Source organism: Haladaptatus halobius, assembly GCF_020618475.1.
Taxonomy (GTDB): domain Archaea; phylum Halobacteriota; class Halobacteria; order Halobacteriales; family Haladaptataceae; genus Haladaptatus; species Haladaptatus halobius.
The window spans coordinates 2,217,211-2,241,719 of the sequence record NZ_CP085335.1 but is presented as its reverse complement, the minus strand read 5'-3'; the positions used below and the strand labels follow the sequence as shown (position 1 = coordinate 2,241,719).

Genomic DNA, 24,509 nt, shown 5'->3' with positions numbered 1-24,509 from the left:
TCGCGGATTTTAGATCCGGTACAGGCGCGTCGCCCAGAACTCGTAGAACGCGTCGTCCAGCGCTGCCTCAGGGTTGCCCGTGGCGTCCACCGGTTTCGTCCGGTCGGCGACCCCCCGAAAGTCGGAGAGGAGCGTCCGCTGGCCGACGACGTACAGTCGTTCCGCGTCGCGTCCTTCTATCTCGTCCCGACAGCGTTCTACGTGTTCGTCTATCTGGGCGTCCCGCCTGCGCTCGAATCGACCCTGCGAGAAGCCGCCTTTCGAGTGGTCGCCTTTCACGTCGCTCTCGAATCCCGAGAATGATCGCCGTTCGCTCCCCTCGTACTCGCCGATGGCGAACAGGTCGGAGCGAACGAGCGCGAGCGCGAACCGCCCCTCGGGACGGAACCACTCGGGAGCGAAATCGAAGCCATCGTCCCACCTGACGAACGGTTTCGGCGGATTCGGCAGGACGAGGGCGGCGCTGACGAGCCCTGCGTCGTCGGTGGCGACTAGACACGGGGCGGCGCGCACGACGAGCGGCGCGTGGTCACCGAACGCGGTTCGTACCTCGTCGGGGAGGTCGCCGTCCACCATCGCGGTCATCGCACCTTCCGGCTCTGTCTCGAAGTTCGTCAGTCGGTCGCAGACGCGGTCGAGGCGCTCCCCGCGGAGCGTCTCGACGCCGCGGAAGTCGAGGGTCGCGTCGTCGCCTTGCAGTCGCTCGACCCGGTCTTCGAGCTCCGTGATGCGGTCTTCGAGTCGGTTGACCCGCTCTTCGGCCGCCTGTCTTGCGGTGGCGGCCTCCGCGCGGCGCTCCTGTTCCGCTTCGACCCGTCGTTCGAGGTGGCGCTTCTCTTCTTCGAGCGTTTCGATCCGGTCTTTCAACTCCGCGCGCCCGAGCAACTCGTCCAGCATCGACTCGAAGGGCGTGTTCGGGACTCTTGAAATTTGGTGTGTTCAAAAATCGAGTGAAGGCTCACGCACCTTCGCCGAGCGTGTATCGGTACGGCGAGGAACGAACCACGGTCACGTCGCCGTGCTGGGCCTGCCGACCGAGCACGGTCGCAACTTCGTGCGCGCTCTCGAAGCCCTCTCCGTGCTCGTCCAGCAACCTGAGTATCTCGCGTGCCGTGAGGGGTTCGTCCGTTTCGGCCTCCGCGACGACCGCACGGATGCGGTCGAACTCTCTCCCCCTAACGTACATATGTGATAGAAAATATATTAACACTTAAAACTCAGTCAGACGAGCGTCAGACGCCGTGCCGTCCCGCGGAACCGTCACGCCGGGCGGTCGTGCGGCCCGGTGAAATCGCGCTCCCGCCGGTACTGCTCGACGAACGTCGACACGTCGAAGTTCAGCATGTCCGCCTCGAACTGGCTCATTGCGTCGTCGTCGGCGGCGTGGCTGACGGCGTGTTCCATCAGTTCGACGATGAGTTCGACGACCACCTCGTGGAGTCGCCGCGAGTCGAAATCAGTGACCCACACCATCGCGTACCCCAAGTCGGGGTCTTCGGCGACGTCTTCGCTCACCACGTCCTCCGGGAATTCCTCCAACACGACGCCCATGAGGTGCATCGTTCCGAACTCGCCGTGGTCGTCCGTCGTGTCGATGGTTTCGCGGAGCACGTCCACGAGGAACTCCGGGACGAATCGAGAGGGCGGGTGAACGTCCATCACGACCGCGTGGGAGTCGCCGCAGTCACAGTCGTACTCGCGCATCCCCATGTCGAAGGTGCGCGTTTTCACCGACTCGCCACAGGGTAGGTCGAGCGTCGCACCCCTCCCTCCCGGTACGCGCGGTTCTGCCATGGTTGTCGTTTCGTCCTTTACGAGTTTAAACGGCGTGATTGCGGTCCGCGCTCGTTCCATCGAACACGTATTCGAATCGGAGAGGTAGCGTACATAGCTCTCCCGAGGGCGTGCCCTCGGTACGTATCGTTCTTAGTGAGCTACTTGGTGGGCCGTGAGGATACGGACGAGTATGGCACAGGCCAGCGGGGTTCCCGACCGACTGCGCCCGATAGACGAACGAATCCTCCGCCTGCTCGACGCCGAGGGGATGCAAGTTCGCCTCGACATCGAACGACGGCTCTCGCTGTCCGGTTGCGTGACGGTGAACCGATGTCATCTCCTCGCGGAGCGAGGACTCGTCCGGAATTCGAACTGGTGTTGCTACGAGATAACGGAGCGCGGACGCCGTCGCTTACGACGGGATCGTTCCGAATAGCGCGACGTGCTCAGGGCCAGTCGTCGCGCACGTCCTCTTCGACCGTTCGCTCGTCGTCCGCGTCCTCCGAGGCGAGCGCCCACTCTGCCGCCTCCGCCGCGTCCTCGACGTGCAGGAACTCCCAGTCGTGCGCTTCGGCGAGTTCGCGGTCTTCGTCGGTCGTACCGACGAAGACGTGGCGGTCGGTGTCGAACTGGGCTTTCACGCTGTCCAAACTCTCGGCTTTCCCTTTCGGCCCGGAGAAGAAGTCCTGTCGAATGCGGTTCTTTCGGGTGAAGTTCGTCACCACGTAGGTCGGCTGGTCGGAGATGACGCCGACGTACTGTGTCCAGCGTCGGGCGTCCTCGAATACTGTCCCGGGACTCGACAGCGTCTTGAGCGCCGACAGCTCGAACGCCAGCGTCATCTCTCCGCTTCCGTTCATGTCCCTACATCCAGTCCTGCCGGAGAAAACGGCTTCGGTGTTCCGCTCCCGTCGCGGTCAGACGACCGTGACGCGGTAGTAGTCGGTGAACACGACGGTCGTGTCCGTCGTGACCTCGTTGGCCAATCGGGGAGTCATCGGAACGACGGTTTTCCCTCCGTCGTACTCCGCGACCGCTTGCTGGAGTTCGTCGGAGAGTTCGTCGAAGTGACGCACTCGCGTCTCGGGCGAGACGGTGTCGGTACGGCGGACGACGAGGGCGCTCGTCTCTCTGGTCGGGGGAGACCCCACGCTACTTGTTGTGTTCGAAGCCATTGATATATGTTACCAATTGTCGTAGTTCACCTTAAAGCTTCCGGCGGAAATCGTCGGAAGGCAAGGAGGTCGGCTACGCGAGGAGAACCCGATAGTAGTCGGTGTACTTTACGAACTCGCCGTCGCGGAACTGGAGGGCCGTCTTTACGTCAATATTTTGTTCGCCGTGTTCGACGACGTTCGGAAAGCGTTGCTTTGCGCCGTGTTCGAGTTCGTCGTAATGCCGGACGCTCGCGTCGTCCGGAATCGTCTCAGTCAGTTCGACCGTTATCTTCGGGTTCACGCTACCACAGACCGTAATGATCTATGATAGCAAATGACGTGGTATCGCTTAAAACTTGCCGTCGTTACAAATATTTCTACCGACCGGAATCGAGAGGAATACGAGGCTTCGGTGGTTACCGCCTCGAAAGGAGCGGTTCCGCCCGAAAGAATCCATCGTAGATGGCGATACTCAGTATCGGAACCGCCATCCAGAACGAGTAGATCGCCGCCTGCGGGCTAACGGCGTTCGCGGAGAGGGCGAAACCGACGAGACGACCGACGACGAAACTCGCTATCGCGTACACGGCGAACGCGCCCCCCATCACGGAGATGGCTTTCCTCAGTTTCGGCAGTTCATACTCGTTTTCGAGCAGTACGGTCTCCACCGCAGTGAGGAGAAGATACGATGTGAGAACCATCACGGGGATGGTAATAATCGATAGACCGGATTCGGGAAGGAATCAACGTACCAAATGATGGCAGAAGCGGAAAAGAATCCTATCCACGCAGAGATGATACCTCTCGTCGTTCTCGTCGCTCTCGTCACTACTCGTACTCTACTGCCAAATCTGATATAAACACCCGTCTGCATCAACGACGACTCCCATCTCCGAAAACCGATCCGAAGTCCGCGTTTCGACGCTACTGTTCCTGCGGGAGCGCCAGTTTGTCGGGGTCGAACTCCTTTTCGAGCAGGATATCCTTCTGGTCTGCGACATCGACTTCCTTCCGGATGAGGTCTTTGTATTTGCCCTGCGGAGCAATGTCGCCGATAAGCACGCCGCCGATGAGTTTGCCGTCCTTGAACGCCAGTCGCCGCCACTCGGTATCGCTGTACTTGCGCTCGCAGTCGTCGTCGCCGAGCGTCGGGAAGCCGAAGCTGAGGAATGGGAAGTCGAAGTGGGTGATGGAGTAGGAGGTAACCCACCGGAACTCCTCGGCTTGGTCGTCGTCGACCATGTTCTTCGCCGCGATGACGCCCTGCTGTTTCGCACTCCCCCACGACCCGTTCTGCGTGTACTCGCCGAGGATCACGTCGTAGAAGCGCGTGATGTCGCCGGCGGCGTAGATGTCGTCCACATCGGTCTGCATGTACTGGTCGACGACGACGCCGTTGTCCGTCTTGACGCCCGTCCCTTGGAGATACTCGGTGTTGAAGTTGAGACCGATGGCGATGCCGACGAATTCGCTGTCGTACTCGTTGTCGTCTGCGTCCAGCGTGGCGACGACGCTACCCTCGTCGTCGGTCACGAATCCGTTAACGCCGCTTTCGAGGATGGGGGTGACGCCCTTCTCTTCGAGTGCGTTGTGGATGATCTCCGCGCCCTCCAAACTCAGCCCGTAGCGCCACCAGCGGTTGCCCCGCATGATGTAGTGGGCGTCGACGTCCTGTTCGCCGCAGATGGCGGCGAGGTCGATACCGAGGAGTCCGGCACCGACGACGACGCCGGTCTCCGCCTGCTCCGCGTGTTCGGCGATGCGACGGGCGTCTTGGAACGTCCAGAAGTGGTGGATGCCGTCCGCGTCGCTGTTGTCCACGGGAAGTTGGGTCGGCGTGCCGCCGGTTGCGACGAGCAGTTTATCGTACTCGAACGTCCCGCTGTCGTGGGTGTGAACTTCGTGCGCGTCGGGGTCGATGTCCGTGACGAACGTGTTCAGTTCGAGGTCGATATCGCGCTCCGCGTACCAGTCTTCCTCGTGTATCGAAATCGGCGCTTCGGGGAGTTTCCCTTTGGCGAACTCTTTGATGAGAATCCGGTTGTAGAGGGCTTCACCCTCGTCGGTGATGACGGTTACGTCGGCGTCGGGTTTCGCTTCGCGGATGGTCTCCGCGGCGGAACTACCCGCGATACCGTCACCGATAATCACGTACGACTCGCTCATGTAGTGGAACTTCTTCGTCGGGGTTAAAGTGGATTGCTATCTCGAAATCGGTGTCGACGGACGATGGACGTCGCGTCGGGAGAGTCGGGACGTTGAAGGCGCTCGCGTTCCAAACTCCGTCCATGAAAATCCGTCAGAACGCTCGCCACTTCGCCTCGAAGAAGGCGCTCGAACTCCCTGTCGTCAGAGACGTAGTGAAAGGGAAGTTGGTGGATATGCACACCGCTATCTTCCTCAAGAAGGCCGACCCCGACCACCGCGAGGAGCGCCGCGAGCACTTAGACGCGTTCTTCGGCGCGACGATGGACAGCTATCTCGCGGCCCTGCAAGAGGGCGCACCCGAGGCCGAAGCCCGAGAGATCACGCACATCCAGGCCAACTTCGACTTCTTCAACCACGGCTGGACGGAGATGATGGAGTTCCCGGGCGACGAACTCGACGACCACTACGACCGGTACGAGACGTTCTTCTCTCGCCACGGCGTCACCATCGCCGACCCGCTCGGCGAGTTCGCGCCCGCCGACGGCGTCCCGGAAGCGCCGTCCACCCCCGAGAAACTGGACGACCCGGAACACCCCTACGCCGAGGGCGGCTTCGCCGACGACGTGTACGTGCAGGGCGACGACGGCGAGATTCGCGTCGGCGGGCGGGACGAACCCGAGGACGTGAGCGTCGACGATGCGCCCGGCGTGGACGAAGGCGAGGCGTAGTCGGCGATTCAAGGAGAAGTAGCTTCGCCGACGAGTCGAACCACCGTCCGCACACCAGACTCACTCCTCTTCGCGCTCTTCGAGGCGAACGGTCACCACCGGAACGGTGGCCCGCCTGACGACTTTCTCCGTGACGCTGCGGCGAAGCGGGCGTAGTATTCCGCGTTGGCCGTACGTCCCCATCACGATGAGGTCGATGTCTTGGTCGACCGCGTACCGGAGGATCGCGCGGTGCGGTTTCCCCTCGGCGATCGAACCGGCGGTCGTTCGTACGTCCCGCTCTTCCGCACGGCGGATGACGTCCTCTACCATCTCCCGCGACTGTCGCTCGTACTCTTCGAACATCGCCTCGCGCTTGTCTTCGTCCTCTCGTTCGCTCGTATCGACGACGGAGACCGTGTAGAGGGCGGCGTCGTACGTCTCCGCCAGGTCGAGGGCGTGCGGTATCGCGTTCTCCGCCGCTTCGCTCCCGTCGATCGGAATGAGGATCCGTCGGTACATACTACCGTAGTTGTTCGTGACAGTCGCGCATAGAGATGTCGTGTATTCGACCGTACCGTACCTCCCTTAGAACAACGCGAGAACTCGTCAGTGAAGTGTCGGTGGCGAGTTCCATCGACCGAGGGATTTAGACCGTCGGGCGACCGAATCACTCGAGCGACTCGGTTCCCTCCGCCGCCTCGACCGAATCGGTTCGCTTTTCGGTCTCTCCGCGCCACCGCTTTTTCCCCTCGTACTCGACGAGGCGGTCGCGGACGCGGTCTTTGAGGTCGTCGTCGTTGACGTTCACCTCGAAGGCGTACCTCTCGTCGCGGTTGCGCGTGCGCTCGACGTTCGCGCTGACGAGTTCGTTGTCGAAGTACACCGGTGAAACCTTCGTCATGACGTGTTTGTACACCGTTTCCTCGACCGTACGCAGGGCTTTACGCCCCGCCGTGTCCACCGCACGCGTCGCGCGTTCGAGGGATTCCTGTCCCTCTTCGATCGCATCCTCCAGGTCTCCCTCCGCGAGTTCGGAAGCCGAGTCTTTCAGTTCGTCTCCCGCCGCGTTCACGTCCTCGCTCGGCGATTTTCCCGCCCTTTCACCCTCTCCTTCCGACGGGCTCGCCTGCTCTGCGGTCTTCTCCTTTACGTCCTCGCCGAGTCTTTCGTGCACCTTCGGCCGCCACTCGTTCCACTCGTCGAAGTTCGAACCGTCGACACCTTCGTCCTCGAGGGCCTTCGTGATGCGTTCGCCGTGCTCGACGATGGTGACCCAGTCCCCGCGCTCTTTGAATCCCGCGACGCTCTCCTCCATGGCACAGAGAACGCCGGCCAGTCGTTTCTACATTTTTGACGATTCCCGGAGGAGAGGGTGTTAGCGTAATTCGGCAGCGACGAGGCAACATCGCGATAGTGGTGCGGTGGGAGGAGTTACAGCAACTCGACGGCCGTCAGCAGCCCGAAGGCCAGAACGAACGAGAGGAGCAGCGGGACCACCCATTCGAGGACGGTGTAGATGATTTTCGCCGTGCTGGTTCGATCCTCGCCAGCGGCCATCGCTTCCGTGACGTTCGCACCCTGTAACATCGCCCCCGCGATGCCGAACACGCCGGTGACGAAGGCCGCGCGCGTGATCATCGTTCGCGCACCGACGCTGGGAGCGTACGGTGCCCCCATCCGGACGGTCCACGCCATGAAGAAACTCGCCGCCGCTCCGACGATCAGAAGGAGCAACCGTTCGACCCCCCACCATCGATGTCATGTTAGCGACGAAACGTCAAAAGTCCGTGCACGAAATCGCGCTTCGGCGGCGCGCAGTAACGCCCGCCGACCGAGTGGCGACGGTTGCCGATTATCTCGGACTCACGACTTCCTTCTTCCCGGCGATTCTGTCCGCGCACTCGTAACCCGCGACGATGCCGCCGTTCAGACTGCGCTCCGGATACTGCGCCTTGCTCGCCATCCCGGCGTAGTAGATGCCGTCGGCGATGTCGTCGCCGAGGTCGAAGGGGACGACCATGTCGAGGTAGCCGCGCTCGTAGACGGGCGCGGCGCGGGGGTTGCGCGCGAGGCGGAACTCTTTCACCGAGTCGCGGTTCCACTGCGGAAACATCTCCTCGATGTGGTCGAGCCACAGTTCCTCTATCTCGTCGTCGTTCATCTGCCAGAGCTCTTCCGCGTAATCTTGGATGTAGCTGGCGACGTAGAGAAGGTGGTCGCCGCCGTATCGCTCCGGCGGGATGTAGTTCGTGTGCTCGATGAGCGCCCCGAAGGGGGCGTCGTGGCCGATGTTGAGCCAGTAGGTGTCAGTGATCGACTCCTCCATCGTCACGAGCGCGCATACCGCACCCTGAAAGTCGACCTCACACTCGTAGCCGGTCAGGTCTTCGAGGACATTCGGCATCGCGGCGACGACGACCCCGTTCACGTCGTGCGTCTCGGTCGTCCCGCCGTCAGCGGCGGTGGTCGTGACCTCAGTGCTCCGCATCGCTTCCGTCGTGAGCGATCGCACTTCGCCGTCTTCGGTGTCGAGGTCGGTCACGCGTACGCCGGTCGTGATGTTCTCCTCGCCGACTTCCTCGACGAGCGCGTCGATGAGCCGACCGAACCCGCCGCGGAGGTAGCCGAGCGGTTCGCCGCGGAGCAGGTCGCGCTCGCCGCGGAACTTGATACGCCCGAGGAGCCACGCGGCGCTCACATCCTCCTTTCTGCTCCCGAACTTCGCGTCGAGCAGCGGTTCGAAGAAGTTCTCGTAGACGCCGCGCGAGGTGTGGTCGAGCAGGAACTGTTTGATGGGGACGTCCTCGAAATCCTCGAGACGTTCGTAGCTGTCGAACTTCGGAATTCCGCCGCGAATGTCGATCTCCTGCGTCAACAGGGTCAGGCGGAACTTGTCGTAGACGCTCATGTGCGGGTACGCCAAGATTTCCCACGGCTTGTCGAGTGGGTGGACGACGCCGTCGACATAGTAGGCATTCTTCCCGATGGGCCACTCCAGATCGTCGCCGAGACCGAGTTCCTCGATGAGGTCGATGATCGTCTGCTCGGACGCCGAGAGGTGGTGGTAGAACTTCTCGATGCGGTCGCCGTTTGTCTCGTAGGTCGCGGCGAGTCCGCCGAGGTCGTCGCTCGCTTCGAACACCTGCACGTCGTAGTCGTGCTGTTGGAGGCGGTGGGCGGCTGCCAGTCCGGCGATTCCTCCCCCGACGATGCCTATCATGCGCGACAGGTTCGTCACCCTGCGGAATACGTGTTACGACCGCGCAATTTGGAAGGTATTTCTCGCTGATGGGTTTCGAATACGTGGACGAAGGCGAGTTTGCGACGCTTGCATATGGCTATGTCATCCTCGTACGATAGATTTCGACGGAGTCGAGTTCGCTGCTACTGTTCGAGTAGCGGTCCTCTTGACTCCCATCGACCGACGCTATCACTCCGCCAGACGTCGGCCAAACTTTCGAAGAGGCCGACCAATCCGAAGTTCATGAACCAAAACCCGGTGTTTGGATTCAAGCCGGTGCCGTTGCCGGTGTAGATGAAACCGCCGAAAACCACGACGAGAATAGCGAACAGAAGCGTATCCCGGTCGCTCGTATCGCCGTCGTGTTCGCGTTACGTTATAATTCTGACGATTCGAGGGGGCGAATTACGCCTACTCGCCGTCCGCTTCGCCCTTCGATTCCGCGACTTCCTCGCGGAGCGTCCCGACCTCCGCGACTCGCTCGGCGTGGGCGTTGTGCTGGTGGATGGATTCGTCGTTGCTCTGTTTCATCGTCACCACCGCGTCGTCCGGCAGGTCGGGGAACGCCTCGACCACGCCGTGGGCCATGTCGCGCACGCAGTCCTCGACGAACTTCGCGTTGGCGTGGGAGTTGTAGGTCATGCGGTCTTCGTCGGGACGCTTGGCGAGGTTGTAGATGCGCGCACTCATCGAACCCCGCGCGACTTCGATGAGTTCGTGGAGGTCGACCTCCGGCGCGCCCTCGCTCTCGACCGTCAGGGTTGCGTGCCCGCGCTGGGAGTGTCCGGCCTGCGGCACGTCGCGCAGAAACTCCCGGACTTCCCGCTCGCCGACGCCGAGGTTGAGGAGTTTCTCCCTCGCGCGTCCGCTCATCATGCCCTGCGAGCAGGGACAGACCGTCATGCCAGTGACGCGCGCGCCGATCTCCTCTTTCGTCTCCTCGTCCGTGGCCGTAGCGCTGGCGACGATGTCCACCATGGCCTGCGTCGGGCGCTCGCTCTCCGGCGTCGTGTCGCGCACCATGAACTCCGCTTCCATGCTGACCTCGGCTTTCGTCGTGTAGTCGTGCTTCTCCAGCAGGCGCTCCGCGGCGTCGCCGCACACATCTTCGACGCGGTAGGTCGGCTCGCTGACGGCGTCTTCCAGCACCTCGTCGACGACCTCCATGTTCCGGCTCATGTCCGCACCTTTGCGCCAACTCGGCAGGTCGACCAACACGTCGAACTCGGCGGTCAGGACGTAGGGTCGCTTGTCGGGTCGGGCGATTTCGACCAGCTTCTCGACCCCCGTCACGCCGACCCGATTCAGCCCAACCGTCACGTCGGGTTCCGTCGCCTGCACGTCGGGAAGTTGCTCTTTCATTGTCCCTCTGTTGTGAGAGACAGGATTAGAGGCTTGCGCTTCCGGCACTCAGTCCAGCTTCGAGAGCGCCTCGAAGAAGTTCGGCGACGGTCCGGCGATCCGGGCCGGTTCCGACGCGAGCGAGATGGTCACCGTTTCGGGCGGGTCGATTCTGGCCTGCGTTCCGTCGCTTCCCACCACCGCGAACGGGGCGTTCGTCACCCGAATCTCGACCTCGTAGCCAAGTTCAAACACGAGCGGCGGCATGGGGTCGGTTCCGCACATCTCCGTGAGTACCAGTCCGTTCACGCTGGGATGCACCAACGGACCGCCCTCGCCCAAGTTGTAGGCCGTGCTCCCGGTCGGCGTCGAAACCAACACGCCGTCCGCGTGCCCCTCGCTGTACCGCACGCCGTGGACGCGAACCTCGTAGTCGAGTCCCTGTCCGTGTCCGCGCTGTGCGCCCTGCACGACGATCTCGTTCAGCGCGGGATGCACCGACCACTCGCCCTCTCCCGTCGCGCGAAGTCGGGGAACCTCCTGCGACGGAATCTCGCCCGACTCGCGGTACGTCTCTACGACCGTGCGAACTTCGCCGACCGCGTCCTCCGGCGTGACGGCGTTGAGAAATCCGACTTCGCCGAGATTCACGCCTAGTATCGGCGTGCCCTTCGCGCCGCTCGCAGCGAAGAGGAAGGTGCCGTCGCCGCCGATGCTCACGACGAGGTCGTTTTCGGCCATCCGCGACACGTCCACTCCGTCGGTGTCCAGTCGCTCGGCGGTCGCGGCGTCGATGCGAACCGTCGCTTCCTCGTCTCGGAGCGTCTCCCGCAGTCGCCCTGCGAGTGTCGCGGCCCGCTCGTTGCCTCTCTGGGCGACGATGCCGACGTTCATCACCACTCCGTTCTCTCCGGGCATGCAAAAAGCCGCCGACACCAACATTAATTTGCACCGGGTTCCAGTGACAGGACGATGAGAACTGTCTCCCGGTCGGCCGACGCGATGAGCGCGAGCCACGTCCGGGAGCTGAGAGAACCGAAGGTGGTGACGCCGTGACCGAGGACGACGACTGGTTCGAAGCCGCACTCCGCCAAGACGACGAGAACTGGGATGAGAGCGAGGACGACGGGGACGATTCGCCGGAGTCGTCAGAATCGCCGGAACCGATCGAAGATGACCTCCGGAAAGCGCCAGAACCGCCGGAGGACGGGACGACGAACTCCGACACCGACGCGATGGTGGACTCCGAGACGGACGACGCGACGGAGTCGGACGAGGACGCGCCGGGGACGGGATTCGACGACGAACCGGACTTCGGCGGTGGAATTGGTGCTGCTGGCGGGTTCGACGCTGGCGGACTCGACGACGAGGATTTCGAATCCGCCATCCCGCGAATCGACGTCGGCATCGAGAGGTTGGACAGCATGATCCAGGGCGGGATTCCCGAACGGACGCTGATGGTCGCCATCGGCAACGCCGGAACGGGAAAGACGACGTTCGGACTCCAGTTTCTCGACCACGCGTTCTCGCCGCGCGAGAACGCCGTCTACATCACGCTGGAAGAGAGCCGGGAGCGCATCCTCGACAGCCCGACGGAGAAAGGCTGGCCGTACGACGAGGACGTCGACGACGGTCGCCTCGCCGTCGTCGACCCCATCGAGATGGCGAACTCGCTGTCGAGCATCCAGAGCGAGCCTCCGGAACTCGTCCGCGACTTCGACGCGACGCGCCTCGTCCTCGACTCCGTGTCGCTGCTGGAGATGATTTACGAAGACCGCGCGACGCGCAGAAATGAGATTTACGACTTCACCCGCAGTCTGAATGAGGCGGGTGTGACGATCATGCTCACGAGCGAGGCGAGCGACGACAATCCCTACGCCTCCCGGCACGGCATCATCGAGTACCTCACCGACGCCGTGTTCGTTCTCCAGTACGTCCGCGGTGCGGACGACTTCCGGGAGACGAGACTCGCCATCGAGATCCAGAAGATCCGGGACGCGAACCACTCCCGCGAGATAAAGCCCTACGACATCACGAACGAGGGAATCAGCGTCTACCAGCAGGCGAAACTCTTCTAACGACCTTTTACGACGGTCACGGGTCAGCATCCGGGCCGCGGCGGCCCGGATGCTGATCGGCTCCCTGTAAAAGCTCGATCAAAAGCACTCCTCCTTCACTTCGCCGGACGACTCGCGCTGCGAGTCGTCCATGCTCCATTCGGTCGTCGGCCCGCTCGCTCGTCGCTTTCGCTTCTCGTTCGCGGTGAACTGCTCGCAGTCTGCCGGTTGTGTAATCGTCCGTTTCTGGCGGTTGTGTCGTTTCTCATTTCGGCGGTTGCATCGTTTGCCGATTTTGAAGGGTCGTGTCGACGGCCTACTGCTCACGTCGAATCGCTCGCTTCGCTCGCGGTCGACGTTCGCTGTCCGAAATCCTCTCGAATCGCGCTCACCGCACGACCGTCACCGGCATCGGCGAGCGCCGAACGACCGTCTCCGCGACGCTCCCGAGCAGGATGCGCGAGACGCCCGACCGGCCGTGACTGCCCATGACTATCTGGTCGAAATCGTTCTCCTCGGCGTACTCCACGATGGCCTGGGACGGTCGTCCGAGTTCCGTCGTCGTCGAGAGGGTCACGCCGTACTCATCCGCGGTCTCCTGTGCCTCCTCGAACAGCGTCTCGGCGTTCTCCGTGGACTCCTCGTACCACTCCTCCGAGTACCCCGGCATCCCGACCGTCGAGGTGTAGCCGACGTCGATGGGGTCGATAACATTGATGACGGTGACGTCTTCATCGGGGAACTCCGTCAGTACGTGTTCCAGCGCCTTCTCGGACTGCTCCGACCCGTCCACCGGCACGAGAATACGTTTGCTCATGCGCGAACGGACGAGCGCCTCGGATAAAGTGTTTTGTCCGTATCAGAACTCGTTGAAGACGGTTTGTTTCGAGCGCGTGCCGAATCACGCGAATTCTCACTCTCCTGGCTCAGTCCCGTCCGTGCCGGGTGACGCACTTCGAGAGTCCGATGAGCTCCACGGGCTCCGAGTTGTCGGGCGAGTAGACGACCATCTGGCCTTTCTCCATGTACGGAACCTTCTTCTCCAGATTCGGCGGGATGTTCACACTCTTGATGGCGTCCTCGTCGCCGAGGTTCAACACGACGGTCGTGTTTATCTGCTTGAACACGGAGTCGGCGATGTCTTGGGGGTCTTGCGTGATGAGGAACAGTCCGAGACGCTCTTTGCGCCCCTGCTTCGCCGCCTCCGTGAACTTCCCGATGACCTTCTCGGCCTGCACGCTCTCCGCGTCCGAGAGGAAGTTGTGCGCCTCGTCCATCCCGACGACGAGCGGCGTCTCCTTGATGCGGTCGAACCGCGGCGCGTTCGAGAGCTTTTCGTCGACGAGCAGACTGGCGACCGCGAGCACCACCATCTCCTTCGCGCGACTCGTCGGCAGGTGGTACGTCGGCACGACCGACAGCCGACCGGCGCGGACGAACTGCGGGACGAGGTCGGTTATCGAGTCCGCGGCTTGGTCGAAGACGCTCCCGGGAACCGACAGGGCCCGCCGCTTCACCGCGTCGAACGTGGCTTCGTGAACCCGTCCGTTTTCGTCCAGTTCCTCGCGCAACGCCGGATCATCGAGGTACGTCAGGAACTCCTCGTACGTCCCGCCGTCGCCGCGGTTGCGGAAGAAACGCTTGAGCAGGAGACGGAGCGCACCGTACTGGTTGTCGTTGAGTTTCGCGCCCGCGACGAGCCACGGGTTGTCCTTGACCATCGAGAACGGAATCGTGAACTCGATCTGCTCCGCATCGTGGTGGCTCGCGGAGTACGACCCTCCGTCGACTTTCGGGACGAACGCGACCGTCTCGTCGTGCCCGCCGTGCGAGATACCCCCGCGTTCCCACGCGCGCTCGTCGTCTGACGTTGCGTCGGGGTTGTCGTCGTGCATCTGGGCGTACTCGTCCTGCGGGTCGAACTGGACGACGGCCATCCGAGCGTCGCGCCCGTCGTCCATCGGGTAGGTGCGCGCCTCGGACAGATACTGGCGGAGGATGTTCTTCGCGCCGTGGGTCTTCCCCGACCCCGTGCCGCCTGCGACGAGCGTGTGCCGGAAGACGAGCGGGTCGCCCGACTCGTAATCGTCTTTCACTCGATAGTCGATGGTAGGCGGCTCCGCCGCGGTTCGTACCTTCTCGCCGCCGACCGAGAGATGGCCGAGGAACACGCCCTCCTCGGGTATCTTCAGCCCGGTCTTGATTTCGCGCTTGTCGCTGGCCCGCCGGACGACGGCCTCGGGTTTCGGAACGCGGTCGGTCATCCGCCGCTTCAGCTCTCCCCCGTCCTCGAACAGCACCGCGATGGGCTCCAGCGACGCCATGAACTTGTAGTCCGTCTCGTCTATCGATTCGCTTCGCATCGCCCGCCGAGCGTGAATCTCCGTGGCATCGTCGCTGTGGAACTCCTGCGAGTACTCCAGCGCCGTAATGCGACAGAACAGCTTCTCGCCGTCCGGATAGGGCACGAGGAGGTACTTCCCGATTCGAACGTCGCCGCGATTCGGCGCGGTCACGTACGCCCGGAGGCAGGTGTCGTCGCTATCTTCGCCTATCGCTAACCCTTCCGACACCGCGAGACTGCCGATACCGCGGTCGTCACCGACCGGGTCGAGTTCGACGCGCTCGAAGTCGTCCTCGCCCCTCCCGTCTTTTTCTTCGGTCTCCGGCGCATTTGTTCCCTCTTCGTCGCCAGAATCATTTCCGAAGTCTTCGAAATTACTTAAATCACTCATGCGCCTGCCATCTCAGTCGTGCGTGAAACACTTTTCGCACGATTTCGAGACGAGATGCAAGTTCGAACTTGACGGAAAGATAACGTCTAGACGCCGACAATCCTCACGAGAGACCTCCACTTCCCTTTTACCGCTCCGCGTCGTACTTTTTTTCCATGTTACTCGTTCGCGGCGAGGCAGGTGGGACGACCCTGACGGGAACGGTGTACGAGCGGGGGGAGCACGCCCCCACGTTCAAAGGCGCGCCGAACGAGGACGCCCCCTACGTGTGGGTCTGCGACGAGTTCTATCAGGTCGAGAGCGGCGGCAGCGCCCAGATCATCGCGGGAAAGGAGGTCAACGTCGCGTTCGAGACGCCGATGCCGCGCGGGTTCGACACCCGGGAGCAGGCGCTCGACGCCGCGGAGGACCACGTCCGAACGCAGTTCGCGCGAATCGGTATCGACGCCAAAGACGTGGAAGTGACGGTGGAGAAGAACGACCCTCAGTAGTGGAGGCCCCACCGGACGTCGTTGTAGTTCCCGTCCAGTTCGCTATCGAACGATTCTTCGAAACTTTTTATCAGCGACTGTGTACTGTTTCGACCGATCCGGGCGAGCGAATCCGCCTTCGAGATGACCAGCGGCGGCCCCCGAGCGACGGCGACCTCCCGCAGAATCTGTCGTTCGATTCGTCGCCGGCGGTCCTCATCGCTCGTGAAGATGCGCGGTGCTTCGATCTTGTAGAGCAGATCGCGGCGGGGGTCGTAGACGACGCAGAACGTCACCTCGTACTGCTCCGGAGCGAACTTCCGTTCGACGTACCGATCCGCCTCCTCGCTTCCGAAGAAGGCATCCGACCCCGCCCGAGAGACGAACCAGCTCGTCAGCGTCAAATCGTCGGTTCGTCGCTCGTACTCTCCGTCCACGTACTCGCCGCGTTCGAGAACCTGCGAGAAGAACGCGGCATCGTGCGCCCACGGCGTATTCACTCCTTTCTCGCGTAGCGTTCGGATTATCGACTTCGCGGAGATGTTCTTGACGAAGCCTGCGAGCGGCACGTCGCGCTCGGCGAACTCCTCGACCAGTCGGACGTAGTTTTCGAGGATGGTTCGTATCTCGTCGGACTCCTCGAAGAGGTCGGGAAGCACCGCGCCGCGGTCGCGCCAGCGGATGATGCCTTTCGGATACACTGGACCGTCCAACAGCAGGAAATCGTCGACCTCGTCCGTGTGGTCGAGCGCGTGTCGACTCTCGGCGCGGTACAGCGCGAGCGCGTGGACGATCTCCTGTTCGTGTTCGTCCCTGCGCGGCGCGTGGACGATGCGACGTTTGCTCCCCTCGCTGTACGACTCCCACTCGCTGCCGAAATCGTGCGAAACGTCGTTCGTGTGAATCGCCTTGACGACCGTCCGGGAGTCATGGAGGTCGAGATTAGAGGGCGTGCAACTCATCGCCGCGTGGGCGACATCGACCACCAGCCCGTTTTTGAACACCTTCGGATTGATGCTCCCTGAGTCGAGTCCGTGCATGGTCGGGAACTGCTCCGCTTCGAGGGCGAGTTCCTCGATATTCGCGCATCGCCGCGTCAACCCCCCAAGCGGCTGAAGGAGCTCTTCCCCGTCGTGATAGAGCGGGTCGAGATAGTTCTCCCACACGCTCCGGGCGAGTTCCTGATGGTTGCGCTCTTCCCCCTCGTAATCTATTCTATCGGCCAGTTTGGCGATGCCGTCGAAGTGGACAGGGTCGAGAGTCACGCACGCTCCATCCCGCCCAACCCCGAAAAAAGGTCGCCTTTCGGAACCGTCCGGATGCGCACCGAACTACTCGGTCCGAGTTGCGCGTTCGTCGTGCCCTCGATGGGCAGTAACGCCGCGTACAGCCGACGTACACCATCAGGAGAAGGAACCATGAGAGCGAGAGCGTGACGAGTTCCGCAGAGGGAAGGATTGGCTGGTCGTCCGTCATAGAGATTGTATCCAGCAGCGCGGTTTCGACGGACGAGCGGGCACCGGGGAGCTTCGTAAGGCGACGTTCTCGGTGGAACACGTTCAAATCCAGATAACGAGCCCGGGCCGTCGATTCGATATCCGGTTGGGCGATGGCTCGTCCGAAACGAAGACGAACCATCAGAACGGTTCGGAAAGACCGGAATACACCGTTTCACACCGTCATACCACCGTACCACGCTCTCATAACTAAGCTATCGGAGAGCGTCTATCGAGACGAGGTACGACCATGACGACAACACAAGACAACGAGAAACTTCACCGGCGTATCACCGAAGAGGTCTGGGAGGATCACAACTTCGACGTCATCGACGAACTCGTCGCCGACGACTACGTCCTCCACGACCCGTCCATGCCGGAACCGGTTCGCGGTCCCGAGGGTTACCGAGAAATGGCCGAGATGGGTGCCGGCACCGTAGACGGTCCAATCGAGATGGATCAACTCATCTCGACGGACGACTTCGTCATCGCGCGCTGGACGCAGCGAGGACCCCACGTCGGGGAGGTGGCGGGGATAGAGCCGACGAACGAGGAGGTGACCGTCACGGGAATTGACATCAACCGCTTCGAGGACGGCAAACTCGCCGAGACCTGGTCGGAAGTCAATCTGTTGAACATGCTCATGCAGATCGGAGCAATCCCGGAGGATCTCTTTTCCGACGCCCCACCAGCCGACGACTGAATCCTCCCCCTCCCGACGACCGCGTTCGGTCGAAGAATAGTTACCGCGCGCCGACGACGGTTCGCCCATGAGAGCGGGACTCATCGTGCTCGACGGATGGGGGCTGGGAAGCGAGGACGGCGGTCGAAACGCCATCGAGGCCGCCGACACGCCGAACTTCGACCGCTTCGCGCGCGAGGGGGCGTACGGGACGCTCAACGTGACGGGCCGTCGGGTCGGCCTTCCGGAGGGTCAGATGGGTAACAGCGAGGTGGGCCACCTCAACATCGGCGCGGGACGGGTCGTGAAACAGGAGTACACCCGCATCAGCGACGCCATCACGGCGGGGGAACTCGGCGAGAACGAGGCCATCGACGGGGCATTCGAGTACGCCCGCGAGAACGACGGGCGCGTCCACTTCATGGGTCTCGTCAGCGAAGGCGGCGTCCACTCCGACCAGGAGCATCTCTACGCGCTCATCGAACTCGCGGCAGATCGGGACGTCGAGGCCGTCACCCACGCCTTCACGGACGGACGCGACACGTCGCCGAAGAGCGGGGAGGAGTTCCTCGGCGAGTTGCAGGGCGTCATCGACCAACGGAGAACGGGCGAGGTCGCCTCCGTCTCCGGGCGCTACTACGCGATGGATCGCGACCAAAACTGGGAGCGGACGAAGCGCGCCTACGACGCCATCGTCAACCGCGCGGCCGCACACGAGGCGATAACCGCGGTCGACGCCATCCGCGAGTCGTACGAGCGCGGCGACACGGACGAGTTCGTGGAACCGACGCTCGTCTCCGGCGGGCCCGCGCTCGAATCGGGCGATTCGGTCGTCTTCTTCAACTTCCGCTCCGACCGCGCCCGACAGCTCACGCGGATGGTAGCCGACATCGAGCCGGTCTGGGAGTTCGAGACGCATCCGCCCGAAGTGCGGTTCGTGATGTTCACCCAGTACGACAAGGAGTTCGACCTGCCGGTCGCCTTCCAGCCGCACCAGCCCGAGGATACGCTGGGCGAGGTGCTCGCGGCGAACGGACTGACCCAACTCCGCATCGCCGAATCGGAGAAGTACGCCCACGTCACCTACTTCCTGAACGGCGGGCGCGAAGTCGAGTTCGACGGCGAGATACGGCGCATCGTCGAGAGTCCGGACGTGCCGACCTACGACCGGAAACCCGAGATGAGCGCCGAGGAAGTGACCGACACGGCCATTTCGGTCGTCGATTCGGACGACCCGGACGTGCTCGTGTTGAACTACGCGAACCCGGACATGGTCGGCCACACGGGAGACTTCGACGCCGCGGTCGCCGCGGTCGAGGCGGTGGACGAGCAACTCGGACGCCTCGTGGAGACGCTCCAAGCCCACGGCGCACACGTCTTCATCACGGCGGATCACGGCAACGCCGACGACATGGGGACGCCGGAGAACCCGCATACGGCCCACACCTACAACCTCGTTCCGCTCGTCTATCTCTCGCCAGACGGTAGCGACGGCGGCAGCGAAGTCCGAGAGGGCGGGTCGCTCTGCGACCTCGCGCCGACGCTCCTGTCGGTCATCGGGGTGGAGCGACCGGAGGCGATGACCGGCGAGTCGTTGCTTCGCTAGTAGCGGAGCACTCGCGTATCGATGGCGTCGCAGCGCGGGCAGATGTGCTGGTAGTGAACCTCGCCGCCGCGCGCAGTGACGCGCCACTCGCCTTCCTCGTCCACGAAACCGCACTTCGGACACCGTCGCTCCGTTCTCTCGTAGTGTTTGCGTAGCTTATCGAAGGGGGAACGGCTCTGTTCGACCGCCATATGGCAAGCTATGACACGGCACTCAATAATTGTAACGATTATTCGGGCAATTGCGTCGCACTTGACGAAGCCACGATGGCATCGGTCTCAACCGTGACAACCCTCTTTCCACCCGGACGTAAATCAGAACAGCGCCTCTCGCAGTTCCGCGAACACCTCGTCGCTCGCCGCCGCGAGGAACAGGTCGCCTTCGTTCGCCAGCCGAGTGCCGCTCGCTTCCGCGAGCAGCCATCCGGCGTGCTGTTCCACCTCGTCCGGGCGAAAACAGACGACCGCTTCGAGCTTTCCCCGCGCGAGCAGTCCCCAGTCGAGGGTGGGTGCCCAACTCTTCCACACGCGCTTGCAGCGCCCCGCGAGCGTTGCGTCGAGTCCCGCGGCCTGCGTCCGTAGATCGTCATCCCGTACTGCGTCGAGACCGAGGACGAACGACACCGTCGCGTGGTCGCTCGACACACTGCTCTCGGCGCGAACCGGGTCGCCGTCGAACGTGGCCCGCCCGTCGCGGGCGACGTAGGTGTGGTCGTGAAGCGGGTCGCGGACGACCGACAGCACGGGGTCGCCCTCGCGGAGGAGCGCCACCGCGCTTCCGAAGTACGGGATGCCCGAACAGAAGTTGTTCGTCCCGTCCAGCGGGTCGACGACCCAGCGATAGGAACTTCCACCCGACCGTTCGCCGGACTCCTCGGCGAAGACGGCGTGGTCGGGGTAGGCGGCGGTGAGCACGTCGAGGATGCGACGCTCCGCCCCGTGATCCGCCGTCGCTTTCACGTCGTTCGCCCCGTGTTCCGCGTCGTGCGATTCGCGCTCGAACTCCGCGACAAGGTACTCGCCCGCGACTCGACACGCCCGCACCGCCGTCTCTTCGAACGAGTCCATATGGGTACGTTTCACTCCGGGGTAAAATCTGCCCCGGTTCAGCCAGTCCGAAACGAGAAGTCCAGACTTCGTGCCGAATGCGTGAGCGACCCCATCGAGATAACGTCCACGCCGGTTCCGGCGTAGTCGGCCACGTCATCGATTGCGATGCCACCGCTGGCCTCCGCGAGCACGCCATCGGGGAGCATCTCGACGCCACATTCCACCTCTGCAGGTGAGAGGTTGTCGAACAGGACGATATCAGCCCCGGCTTCCGCGACCCGACGCCCGTCTTCGGGCCGTTCGACTTCGACCTCGATCTTCGTGGCGAACGACGCCAACTCGCGGAAATGTTTCATCGCGCCGATTAGCCCCATTTCGGCGACGTGGTTGTCTTTCACCATTACCATCCCCGAAAGGGTGAGTCGGTGGGTGTCGCCGCCGCCCGCCGCGACCGCTCGCTTCTCGATTCCGCGCAGGCCAGGCGTCGTCTTACGAGTTCCCGCGATGGCCACCTCGTCACCGACGGTTCGGGCCGCGGCGACCGCCTTCGCCGTCTTCGTGGCGATGCCTGCGGCGTGCCCTGCAATGTTCACTGCCACGCGCTCGCCGCGGAGCACGTCAGGCGCCGGGCCGTGCACTTCGAGGACGGTGTCGTCCGCTTCGACGGAATCTCCCGTCTCCACCAGTGCGTTGGCGTCACAGCCGAGGTAGTCGAACACCGCGACGGAGGCATCCAATCCGGCGGCGACACCCGACTCCCTGGCGACGAGTCGTCCCGTCGTCTCGCCCGGAACGTGATTAGTCACGTCGTGGTGACCCGCGTCCTCGCGGAGCCATCCCTCCACGTCGCGGTCAGTCAGCATTGACCTCCTCCACGTGGTGACAACCGACCGGTTCCGCCTCCATCGCATCTCGGGCGACGAGCAGGGAGACGACGCTCGCGTTCCGGAGTTCGTAGAGGTCGCGGGAGGTTCGAGTTCTGACGTAGGCGTCCACCTCGCCTTTCAATCGTCGGAGCACGCCCGCTGCCCGCCGAAGGTCGTCCCGATCTCGGTGTAGTCCAATGTGTTCGTCCATCACTCGGCGGAGGCGGACGAACTTGTCGCGCACGAACTGCGGCGGTAGCGACGGGTCGCTGTTCCGCAGGTTGGGGGTTTCGACCGGTTCGGGGTCGAATCCGACTGCGGCGTCTCCGGCGCGAAGTCCCCAGACCAACCCTTCGAGGAGACTCGTCGAAGCCAAACGATTCGCGCCGTGGACGCCGGTTCGGGCACACTCGCCGACCGCGAATAGGTGGTCGAGGGTCGTCTTCCCGCGGTCGTCCACCGCGATACCGCCACAGAGGAAGTGCTCGCTCGGTGCGACCGGAATCGACTCATGAGAGACGCCGCGTTCGTCGCACTTCTCCGCGAGGTCGGGGAACTTCCCGGCGAAGTCCAGCGGCGTCGTGTCGAGCGTGACTTCCCCCGTGCGCTCGCGTTCGCGCTGGACTGCGCGGGCGACCACGTCGCGCGGCGCTAACTCCGCGTCAGCGTGGTACTCGGGCATGAAGCGCTCGCCGTCGGCGTCGCAGAGCACTGCTCCCTCTCCCCTGACGGCTTCGCTGACGAGGAAGGAATCCGCCCCGGCGTAGGCCGTAGGATGGAACTGGACGTAGGTCATGTCTGCAACGTCGGCTCCCGCAAGGGCGGCCATGGCGATGCCGTCTCCGGTCGCCGTCTCCGGATTCGTCGTTTGGCCGTACAGCGCCCCGATTCCGCCGGTTGCCAGTATCGTCGCTCCAGCGAAGGCAGGCCATGTATTGCCGTCGCGTTCGAATATCGCGCCGTGAACGCGCCCTTCGTGCGTGACGAGCGTGAGCGCGGCGGTATCTTCGCAGATGGTCACTCTGGGATGGGAATCGAGATGCGAGAGGAACGGCCCGAGGACGTACTGACCGGTGCTTGCGTCCACGTGGAGGATGCGCGCTTCGGAGTGGGCGGCCTCCCTGCCGTAATCGAACTCGTCGCCGTCCGTGTCGAACGACACGCTGAGGGTGTCGATAAGCACGTCCTGAACCGCGTCGCCAGCGTTTTCGACCAGCACGTTGATGGCGTCCAGGTCGGCGGTGTCGCTACTCGCGGCCAGCACGTCGTCGCGGAGCAATTCGGGGTCGTCGCGAGTGACCGCGATGCCACCCTGCGCCAGGTAGGTCGCGGCGTTTGCCGGGCGCGTCGCTTTCGTCACGACGAGTACCTCTGCACCAGCTCGGGCGGCGGCGAGCGCGGCGCTACAGCCTGCGATTCCGCTGCCGACGACCAGCACGTCTGCAACGTCCGTCGCGCCGGATTCGCCTGTCGCGTTCGCTTCGTCAGTTCCGTCGGTTTCCCCCGTCATAGTTCGAGCATCCTGTCGAGTGCCAGCATGGCGAGTTCCTTCTCCTCCGGTGCGACCTCGATGACGTTTCGCTCGCGGCCTTCGACCAGCTCTTCGAGAACCCACGTCAGGTAGTTCGGGTCGATCTGGCGCATCGCGTTGCAGTCCATGCAGGCGTCGCCACAGAGCGGGACGACGTTCACGTCCGGATGCCACCGCTGGAGGTGACGAGCGAGATGAATCTCGGTTCCGATACCCCACGTCTCGTCCGGTTCGGCTTCGGCAATCGTCTCGCAGATCGTCGCCGTACTTCCGACAACGTCTGCCGCTTCGACCACTTCCCTCCGGCATTCGGGGTGGACGACAACCCGCGCGTCGGGATGCTCGCCGCGAACTCGTTCGATGTGTTCGACCCGGAATCGATCGTGAACCTGACAGTATCCCTCCCAGAGGACGATATCCGCGTCGGCAACAGCGTCAGGATTTTGTTTGGCAGGATCCCACGGATCCCACTTGGTGATGCTGTCTTCCAGTCCGAGGCGGTACGCCGAGTTCTCGCCGAGATGCTTGTCGGGGAGGAACAGTATCTTGTCGCCCTGCTCCAGCGCCCACTCGAAGACGCGGTGGGCGTTCGAGGACGTACACACCGCACCGCCCTGCTCAGCGCAGAACGCCTTCAGGTCGGCGTAAGAGTTCATGTACGTTATCGGGATGATATTGGCATCCGGTGCCGCCGATCGGATGTCGGCCCACGCCGAGTCCACCTGCAACGCTTCCGCCATTCCTGCCATCGGGCACGAGGCCTCCATCGAGGGGAGGATAACGGTCTGGTTGTCGTCGGTGATGATGTCCGCCGACTCCGCCATGAAGGTGACGCCACCGAAGACCACGTATTTGGCGTCGGCTTCTGCGGCTTCGACACTCAACTGGTACGAGTCGCCGACGAAATCCGCGTGTTCGACGATCTCGCGTCGCTGGTAGTTGTGCCCGAGGACGATGACATCGTCACCCAGTTCGTCGAGTGCGCGTTCGGTTCGCTCCGTGCGCTCTTTTTCGGTCAGTTCCCGATATTCCGGCGGAAGCTGTTCCAAGTTATCGTATTTGAAGAGACTGAGTTCTGCATCGAGATTTGTCGTTTCCATTGTTGGCATGAGTGTCTACCTGAGGTTACTCTAGTCGACAACACGCAGTATTGAAAACATTTTCTCTTCAATACTGCTTACTTGATTTTCTATATTCTCGAAAACAGGATGGACGAACAGAACATTCCCATTCACGCCCGACGAACGAATATATTCGATATGTTACCGCCGAGCGTGCCAGACGCACCCGACGAGCATGAGCAGACAGCCGTACAGCGGCGGCGTACCGACTGTCAGTACCGGTTTCGCGAGGTTCATCGCGTCCGACGGGAGCGACGCGACGGCGACGAACCGCCGGACGCTGACGAGCGTCATCGGGAGGTTTGCGACCGCCGCCCCCGTCAGAAACGTCGTTCTGCCCCGCCCCTCGAACGTGTAGAGGAGGAGGGACGAGCGGAAACGCGAGGAGGACGTAGTAGATGAGAAACGACGGGAAGAAGAGCAGGGCGGCGACCATCGTCGCGTGCATCGCCACGAGTCGGTCGGCGGAGGTTTCGAGGTCGACGTAGTAGTACGCGACGACCGGCGCGCCGACGACGCCGAA

At 62.9% G+C, this 24,509-nt stretch carries 31 protein-coding genes; 6 read left to right on the top strand and 25 right to left on the bottom strand.

Annotated features, from left to right (window positions below):
• Window positions 1-9 precede the first annotated feature (9 nt).
• The 3 genes from LIW51_RS13135 to LIW51_RS13125 form a co-directional block, all read right to left on the bottom strand.
• On the bottom strand, window positions 10-897 hold the full coding sequence (locus LIW51_RS13135) for a Vms1/Ankzf1 family peptidyl-tRNA hydrolase (RefSeq protein ID WP_227374566.1): 888 nt from the start codon (window positions 895-897) through the stop codon (window positions 10-12).
• A 61-nt stretch (window positions 898-958) separates the two neighbouring features.
• Window positions 959-1,186, bottom strand: a complete 228-nt coding sequence (locus LIW51_RS13130) for a hypothetical protein (RefSeq protein ID WP_227374565.1) — start codon at window positions 1,184-1,186, stop codon at window positions 959-961.
• A 74-nt stretch (window positions 1,187-1,260) separates the two neighbouring features.
• Window positions 1,261-1,794: a DUF5815 family protein gene (locus tag LIW51_RS13125; RefSeq protein ID WP_227374564.1), complete on the bottom strand. Its 534-nt coding sequence runs from the start codon at window positions 1,792-1,794 to the stop codon at window positions 1,261-1,263.
• Between the two features lie 172 nt (window positions 1,795-1,966).
• On the opposite strand from LIW51_RS13125, the gene LIW51_RS13120 reads away from it, so the two are divergent.
• Window positions 1,967-2,212 carry a hypothetical protein gene (locus LIW51_RS13120; protein ID WP_227374563.1) on the top strand — a complete coding sequence of 82 codons (246 nt, stop codon included), beginning with the start codon at window positions 1,967-1,969 and terminating at the stop codon, window positions 2,210-2,212.
• 10 nt (window positions 2,213-2,222) lie between these two features.
• Here the strand turns inward: LIW51_RS13120 and LIW51_RS13115 are convergent, their stop codons facing one another.
• The 5 genes from LIW51_RS13115 to LIW51_RS13095 form a co-directional block, all read right to left on the bottom strand.
• Window positions 2,223-2,636, bottom strand: coding sequence for a DUF7124 domain-containing protein (locus tag LIW51_RS13115; protein WP_227374562.1), 414 nt, complete (start codon window positions 2,634-2,636; stop codon window positions 2,223-2,225).
• A 57-nt stretch (window positions 2,637-2,693) separates the two neighbouring features.
• A complete protein-coding gene (locus LIW51_RS13110) occupies window positions 2,694-2,951 on the bottom strand; it encodes a DUF7979 domain-containing protein (protein WP_227374561.1) in 258 nt (85 codons plus the stop codon).
• 73 nt (window positions 2,952-3,024) lie between these two features.
• The gene (locus LIW51_RS13105; RefSeq protein ID WP_227374560.1) at window positions 3,025-3,234 is read right to left on the bottom strand and encodes a DUF7979 domain-containing protein; all 210 of its coding nucleotides are present in this window, start codon (window positions 3,232-3,234) and stop codon (window positions 3,025-3,027) included.
• A gap of 115 nt (window positions 3,235-3,349) precedes the next feature.
• Complete coding sequence (locus LIW51_RS13100; protein WP_227374559.1) at window positions 3,350-3,634, bottom strand: hypothetical protein; 285 nt, start codon at window positions 3,632-3,634, stop codon at window positions 3,350-3,352.
• A gap of 223 nt (window positions 3,635-3,857) precedes the next feature.
• A complete protein-coding gene (locus LIW51_RS13095; RefSeq protein ID WP_227374558.1) occupies window positions 3,858-5,099 on the bottom strand; it encodes an NAD(P)/FAD-dependent oxidoreductase in 1,242 nt (413 codons plus the stop codon).
• Window positions 5,100-5,221: 122 nt separating this feature from the next.
• Here LIW51_RS13095 and LIW51_RS13090 point away from each other — a divergent pair, with 122 nt between their 5' ends.
• Window positions 5,222-5,809, top strand: a complete 588-nt coding sequence (locus LIW51_RS13090; RefSeq protein WP_227374557.1) for a DUF6149 family protein — start codon at window positions 5,222-5,224, stop codon at window positions 5,807-5,809.
• Window positions 5,810-5,869: 60 nt separating this feature from the next.
• Here LIW51_RS13090 and LIW51_RS13085 read toward each other — a convergent pair whose 3' ends face one another.
• The 6 genes from LIW51_RS13085 to LIW51_RS13060 form a co-directional block, all read right to left on the bottom strand.
• On the bottom strand, window positions 5,870-6,310 hold the full coding sequence (locus LIW51_RS13085) for a universal stress protein (RefSeq protein ID WP_227374556.1): 441 nt from the start codon (window positions 6,308-6,310) through the stop codon (window positions 5,870-5,872).
• Between the two features lie 148 nt (window positions 6,311-6,458).
• On the bottom strand, window positions 6,459-7,106 hold the full coding sequence (locus LIW51_RS13080; protein WP_227374555.1) for a DUF5828 family protein: 648 nt from the start codon (window positions 7,104-7,106) through the stop codon (window positions 6,459-6,461).
• 116 nt (window positions 7,107-7,222) lie between these two features.
• Window positions 7,223-7,486 (bottom strand): inorganic phosphate transporter, encoded by a 264-nt coding sequence (locus tag LIW51_RS13075; protein ID WP_227374554.1) that lies wholly within the window; start codon window positions 7,484-7,486, stop codon window positions 7,223-7,225.
• Window positions 7,487-7,643: 157 nt separating this feature from the next.
• The gene (locus LIW51_RS13070) at window positions 7,644-9,011 is read right to left on the bottom strand and encodes an NAD(P)/FAD-dependent oxidoreductase (RefSeq protein WP_227374553.1); all 1,368 of its coding nucleotides are present in this window, start codon (window positions 9,009-9,011) and stop codon (window positions 7,644-7,646) included.
• Window positions 9,012-9,443: 432 nt separating this feature from the next.
• On the bottom strand, window positions 9,444-10,394 hold the full coding sequence (mptA, locus tag LIW51_RS13065; RefSeq protein ID WP_227374552.1) for a GTP cyclohydrolase MptA: 951 nt from the start codon (window positions 10,392-10,394) through the stop codon (window positions 9,444-9,446).
• A 48-nt stretch (window positions 10,395-10,442) separates the two neighbouring features.
• A complete protein-coding gene (locus tag LIW51_RS13060) occupies window positions 10,443-11,267 on the bottom strand; it encodes an NAD(+)/NADH kinase (RefSeq protein WP_227376807.1) in 825 nt (274 codons plus the stop codon).
• Window positions 11,268-11,425: 158 nt separating this feature from the next.
• Between LIW51_RS13060 and LIW51_RS13055 the strand changes: the two genes are divergently transcribed.
• Window positions 11,426-12,451, top strand: coding sequence for a KaiC domain-containing protein (locus LIW51_RS13055; RefSeq protein ID WP_227374551.1), 1,026 nt, complete (start codon window positions 11,426-11,428; stop codon window positions 12,449-12,451).
• A 78-nt stretch (window positions 12,452-12,529) separates the two neighbouring features.
• On the opposite strand, the gene LIW51_RS13050 is transcribed toward LIW51_RS13055, so the two are convergent.
• The 3 genes from LIW51_RS13050 to LIW51_RS13040 all read right to left on the bottom strand — a co-directional run bounded on the left by LIW51_RS13050 (window position 12,530) and on the right by LIW51_RS13040 (window position 15,165).
• A complete protein-coding gene (locus LIW51_RS13050) occupies window positions 12,530-12,757 on the bottom strand; it encodes a hypothetical protein (protein ID WP_227374550.1) in 228 nt (75 codons plus the stop codon).
• A 61-nt stretch (window positions 12,758-12,818) separates the two neighbouring features.
• The gene (locus LIW51_RS13045; RefSeq protein WP_227374549.1) at window positions 12,819-13,247 is read right to left on the bottom strand and encodes a universal stress protein; all 429 of its coding nucleotides are present in this window, start codon (window positions 13,245-13,247) and stop codon (window positions 12,819-12,821) included.
• A gap of 109 nt (window positions 13,248-13,356) precedes the next feature.
• The gene (locus LIW51_RS13040) at window positions 13,357-15,165 is read right to left on the bottom strand and encodes an ATP-binding protein (RefSeq protein ID WP_227374548.1); all 1,809 of its coding nucleotides are present in this window, start codon (window positions 15,163-15,165) and stop codon (window positions 13,357-13,359) included.
• A gap of 155 nt (window positions 15,166-15,320) precedes the next feature.
• Here LIW51_RS13040 and LIW51_RS13035 point away from each other — a divergent pair, with 155 nt between their 5' ends.
• Complete coding sequence (locus LIW51_RS13035; RefSeq protein WP_227374547.1) at window positions 15,321-15,656, top strand: DUF7113 family protein; 336 nt, start codon at window positions 15,321-15,323, stop codon at window positions 15,654-15,656.
• Here the strand turns inward: LIW51_RS13035 and LIW51_RS13030 are convergent.
• A complete protein-coding gene (locus tag LIW51_RS13030) occupies window positions 15,650-16,900 on the bottom strand; it encodes a DNA double-strand break repair nuclease NurA (RefSeq protein WP_227374546.1) in 1,251 nt (416 codons plus the stop codon). The two genes, LIW51_RS13035 and LIW51_RS13030, sit on opposite strands and share 7 nt — an antisense overlap.
• Window positions 16,897-17,055 carry a hypothetical protein gene (locus LIW51_RS13025; RefSeq protein ID WP_227374545.1) on the bottom strand — a complete coding sequence of 53 codons (159 nt, stop codon included), beginning with the start codon at window positions 17,053-17,055 and terminating at the stop codon, window positions 16,897-16,899. The genes LIW51_RS13030 and LIW51_RS13025 overlap by 4 nt, the downstream gene beginning before the upstream one ends.
• 326 nt (window positions 17,056-17,381) lie before the next feature.
• On the opposite strand from LIW51_RS13025, the gene LIW51_RS13020 reads away from it, so the two are divergent.
• Window positions 17,382-17,834: an ester cyclase gene (locus LIW51_RS13020; RefSeq protein WP_227374544.1), complete on the top strand. Its 453-nt coding sequence runs from the start codon at window positions 17,382-17,384 to the stop codon at window positions 17,832-17,834.
• A 67-nt stretch (window positions 17,835-17,901) separates the two neighbouring features.
• Window positions 17,902-19,419, top strand: coding sequence for a 2,3-bisphosphoglycerate-independent phosphoglycerate mutase (gpmI, locus tag LIW51_RS13015; protein ID WP_227374543.1), 1,518 nt, complete (start codon window positions 17,902-17,904; stop codon window positions 19,417-19,419).
• On the opposite strand, the gene LIW51_RS13010 is transcribed toward gpmI, so the two are convergent.
• From LIW51_RS13010 to LIW51_RS12985, 6 genes are all read right to left on the bottom strand, one after another.
• Window positions 19,416-19,610 (bottom strand): HVO_0649 family zinc finger protein, encoded by a 195-nt coding sequence (locus LIW51_RS13010; protein WP_227374542.1) that lies wholly within the window; start codon window positions 19,608-19,610, stop codon window positions 19,416-19,418. The genes gpmI and LIW51_RS13010 overlap by 4 nt on opposite strands.
• Window positions 19,611-19,733: 123 nt before the next feature.
• Window positions 19,734-20,486 (bottom strand): inositol monophosphatase family protein, encoded by a 753-nt coding sequence (locus LIW51_RS13005; protein ID WP_227374541.1) that lies wholly within the window; start codon window positions 20,484-20,486, stop codon window positions 19,734-19,736.
• Between the two features lie 38 nt (window positions 20,487-20,524).
• Entirely contained in the window at window positions 20,525-21,331 is an 807-nt protein-coding gene (gene nadC / locus LIW51_RS13000; RefSeq protein ID WP_227374540.1) for a carboxylating nicotinate-nucleotide diphosphorylase, read from the bottom strand.
• The gene (locus tag LIW51_RS12995; RefSeq protein WP_227374539.1) at window positions 21,321-22,844 is read right to left on the bottom strand and encodes an L-aspartate oxidase; all 1,524 of its coding nucleotides are present in this window, start codon (window positions 22,842-22,844) and stop codon (window positions 21,321-21,323) included. Before LIW51_RS12995 ends, nadC begins: the two co-directional genes overlap by 11 nt.
• Entirely contained in the window at window positions 22,841-23,974 is a 1,134-nt protein-coding gene (gene nadA, locus LIW51_RS12990; protein WP_368411739.1) for a quinolinate synthase NadA, read from the bottom strand. The genes LIW51_RS12995 and nadA overlap by 4 nt, the downstream gene beginning before the upstream one ends.
• A 153-nt stretch (window positions 23,975-24,127) precedes the next feature.
• Window positions 24,128-24,280, bottom strand: coding sequence for a hypothetical protein (locus tag LIW51_RS12985; protein ID WP_227374538.1), 153 nt, complete (start codon window positions 24,278-24,280; stop codon window positions 24,128-24,130).
• Window positions 24,281-24,509 lie beyond the last annotated feature (229 nt).

Bases quoted from the DNA above. Each gene is read 5' to 3' on its own strand.
- LIW51_RS13075 (WP_227374554.1), bottom strand. From the start codon at position 7,486: ATGGCGTGGACCGTCCGGATGGGGGCACCGTACGCTCCCAGCGTCGGT.
- LIW51_RS13080 (WP_227374555.1), bottom strand. From the start codon at position 7,106: ATGGAGGAGAGCGTCGCGGGATTCAAAGAGCGCGGGGACTGGGTCACC.
- LIW51_RS12985 (WP_227374538.1), bottom strand. From the start codon at position 24,280: ATGACGCTCGTCAGCGTCCGGCGGTTCGTCGCCGTCGCGTCGCTCCCG.
- LIW51_RS13120 (WP_227374563.1), top strand. From the start codon at position 1,967: ATGGCACAGGCCAGCGGGGTTCCCGACCGACTGCGCCCGATAGACGAA.
- gpmI (WP_227374543.1), top strand. From the start codon at position 17,902: ATGAGAGCGGGACTCATCGTGCTCGACGGATGGGGGCTGGGAAGCGAG.
- LIW51_RS13100 (WP_227374559.1), bottom strand. From the start codon at position 3,634: ATGGTTCTCACATCGTATCTTCTCCTCACTGCGGTGGAGACCGTACTG.
- LIW51_RS13090 (WP_227374557.1), top strand. From the start codon at position 5,222: ATGAAAATCCGTCAGAACGCTCGCCACTTCGCCTCGAAGAAGGCGCTC.
- LIW51_RS13115 (WP_227374562.1), bottom strand. From the start codon at position 2,636: ATGAACGGAAGCGGAGAGATGACGCTGGCGTTCGAGCTGTCGGCGCTC.
- LIW51_RS13040 (WP_227374548.1), bottom strand. From the start codon at position 15,165: ATGAGTGATTTAAGTAATTTCGAAGACTTCGGAAATGATTCTGGCGAC.
- LIW51_RS13020 (WP_227374544.1), top strand. From the start codon at position 17,382: ATGACGACAACACAAGACAACGAGAAACTTCACCGGCGTATCACCGAA.
- LIW51_RS13110 (WP_227374561.1), bottom strand. From the start codon at position 2,951: ATGGCTTCGAACACAACAAGTAGCGTGGGGTCTCCCCCGACCAGAGAG.
- LIW51_RS13010 (WP_227374542.1), bottom strand. From the start codon at position 19,610: ATGGCGGTCGAACAGAGCCGTTCCCCCTTCGATAAGCTACGCAAACAC.
- LIW51_RS13025 (WP_227374545.1), bottom strand. From the start codon at position 17,055: ATGGTTCCTTCTCCTGATGGTGTACGTCGGCTGTACGCGGCGTTACTG.
- nadA (WP_368411739.1), bottom strand. From the start codon at position 23,974: ATGCCAACAATGGAAACGACAAATCTCGATGCAGAACTCAGTCTCTTC.
- nadC (WP_227374540.1), bottom strand. From the start codon at position 21,331: ATGCTGACTGACCGCGACGTGGAGGGATGGCTCCGCGAGGACGCGGGT.
- LIW51_RS13125 (WP_227374564.1), bottom strand. From the start codon at position 1,794: ATGGCAGAACCGCGCGTACCGGGAGGGAGGGGTGCGACGCTCGACCTA.
- LIW51_RS13005 (WP_227374541.1), bottom strand. From the start codon at position 20,486: ATGGACTCGTTCGAAGAGACGGCGGTGCGGGCGTGTCGAGTCGCGGGC.
- LIW51_RS13135 (WP_227374566.1), bottom strand. From the start codon at position 897: ATGCTGGACGAGTTGCTCGGGCGCGCGGAGTTGAAAGACCGGATCGAA.
- LIW51_RS13095 (WP_227374558.1), bottom strand. From the start codon at position 5,099: ATGAGCGAGTCGTACGTGATTATCGGTGACGGTATCGCGGGTAGTTCC.
- LIW51_RS13085 (WP_227374556.1), bottom strand. From the start codon at position 6,310: ATGTACCGACGGATCCTCATTCCGATCGACGGGAGCGAAGCGGCGGAG.
- LIW51_RS13045 (WP_227374549.1), bottom strand. From the start codon at position 13,247: ATGAGCAAACGTATTCTCGTGCCGGTGGACGGGTCGGAGCAGTCCGAG.
- LIW51_RS13070 (WP_227374553.1), bottom strand. From the start codon at position 9,011: ATGATAGGCATCGTCGGGGGAGGAATCGCCGGACTGGCAGCCGCCCAC.
- LIW51_RS13130 (WP_227374565.1), bottom strand. From the start codon at position 1,186: ATGTACGTTAGGGGGAGAGAGTTCGACCGCATCCGTGCGGTCGTCGCG.
- mptA (WP_227374552.1), bottom strand. From the start codon at position 10,394: ATGAAAGAGCAACTTCCCGACGTGCAGGCGACGGAACCCGACGTGACG.
- LIW51_RS13060 (WP_227376807.1), bottom strand. From the start codon at position 11,267: ATGAACGTCGGCATCGTCGCCCAGAGAGGCAACGAGCGGGCCGCGACA.
- LIW51_RS13035 (WP_227374547.1), top strand. From the start codon at position 15,321: ATGTTACTCGTTCGCGGCGAGGCAGGTGGGACGACCCTGACGGGAACG.
- LIW51_RS12995 (WP_227374539.1), bottom strand. From the start codon at position 22,844: ATGACGGGGGAAACCGACGGAACTGACGAAGCGAACGCGACAGGCGAA.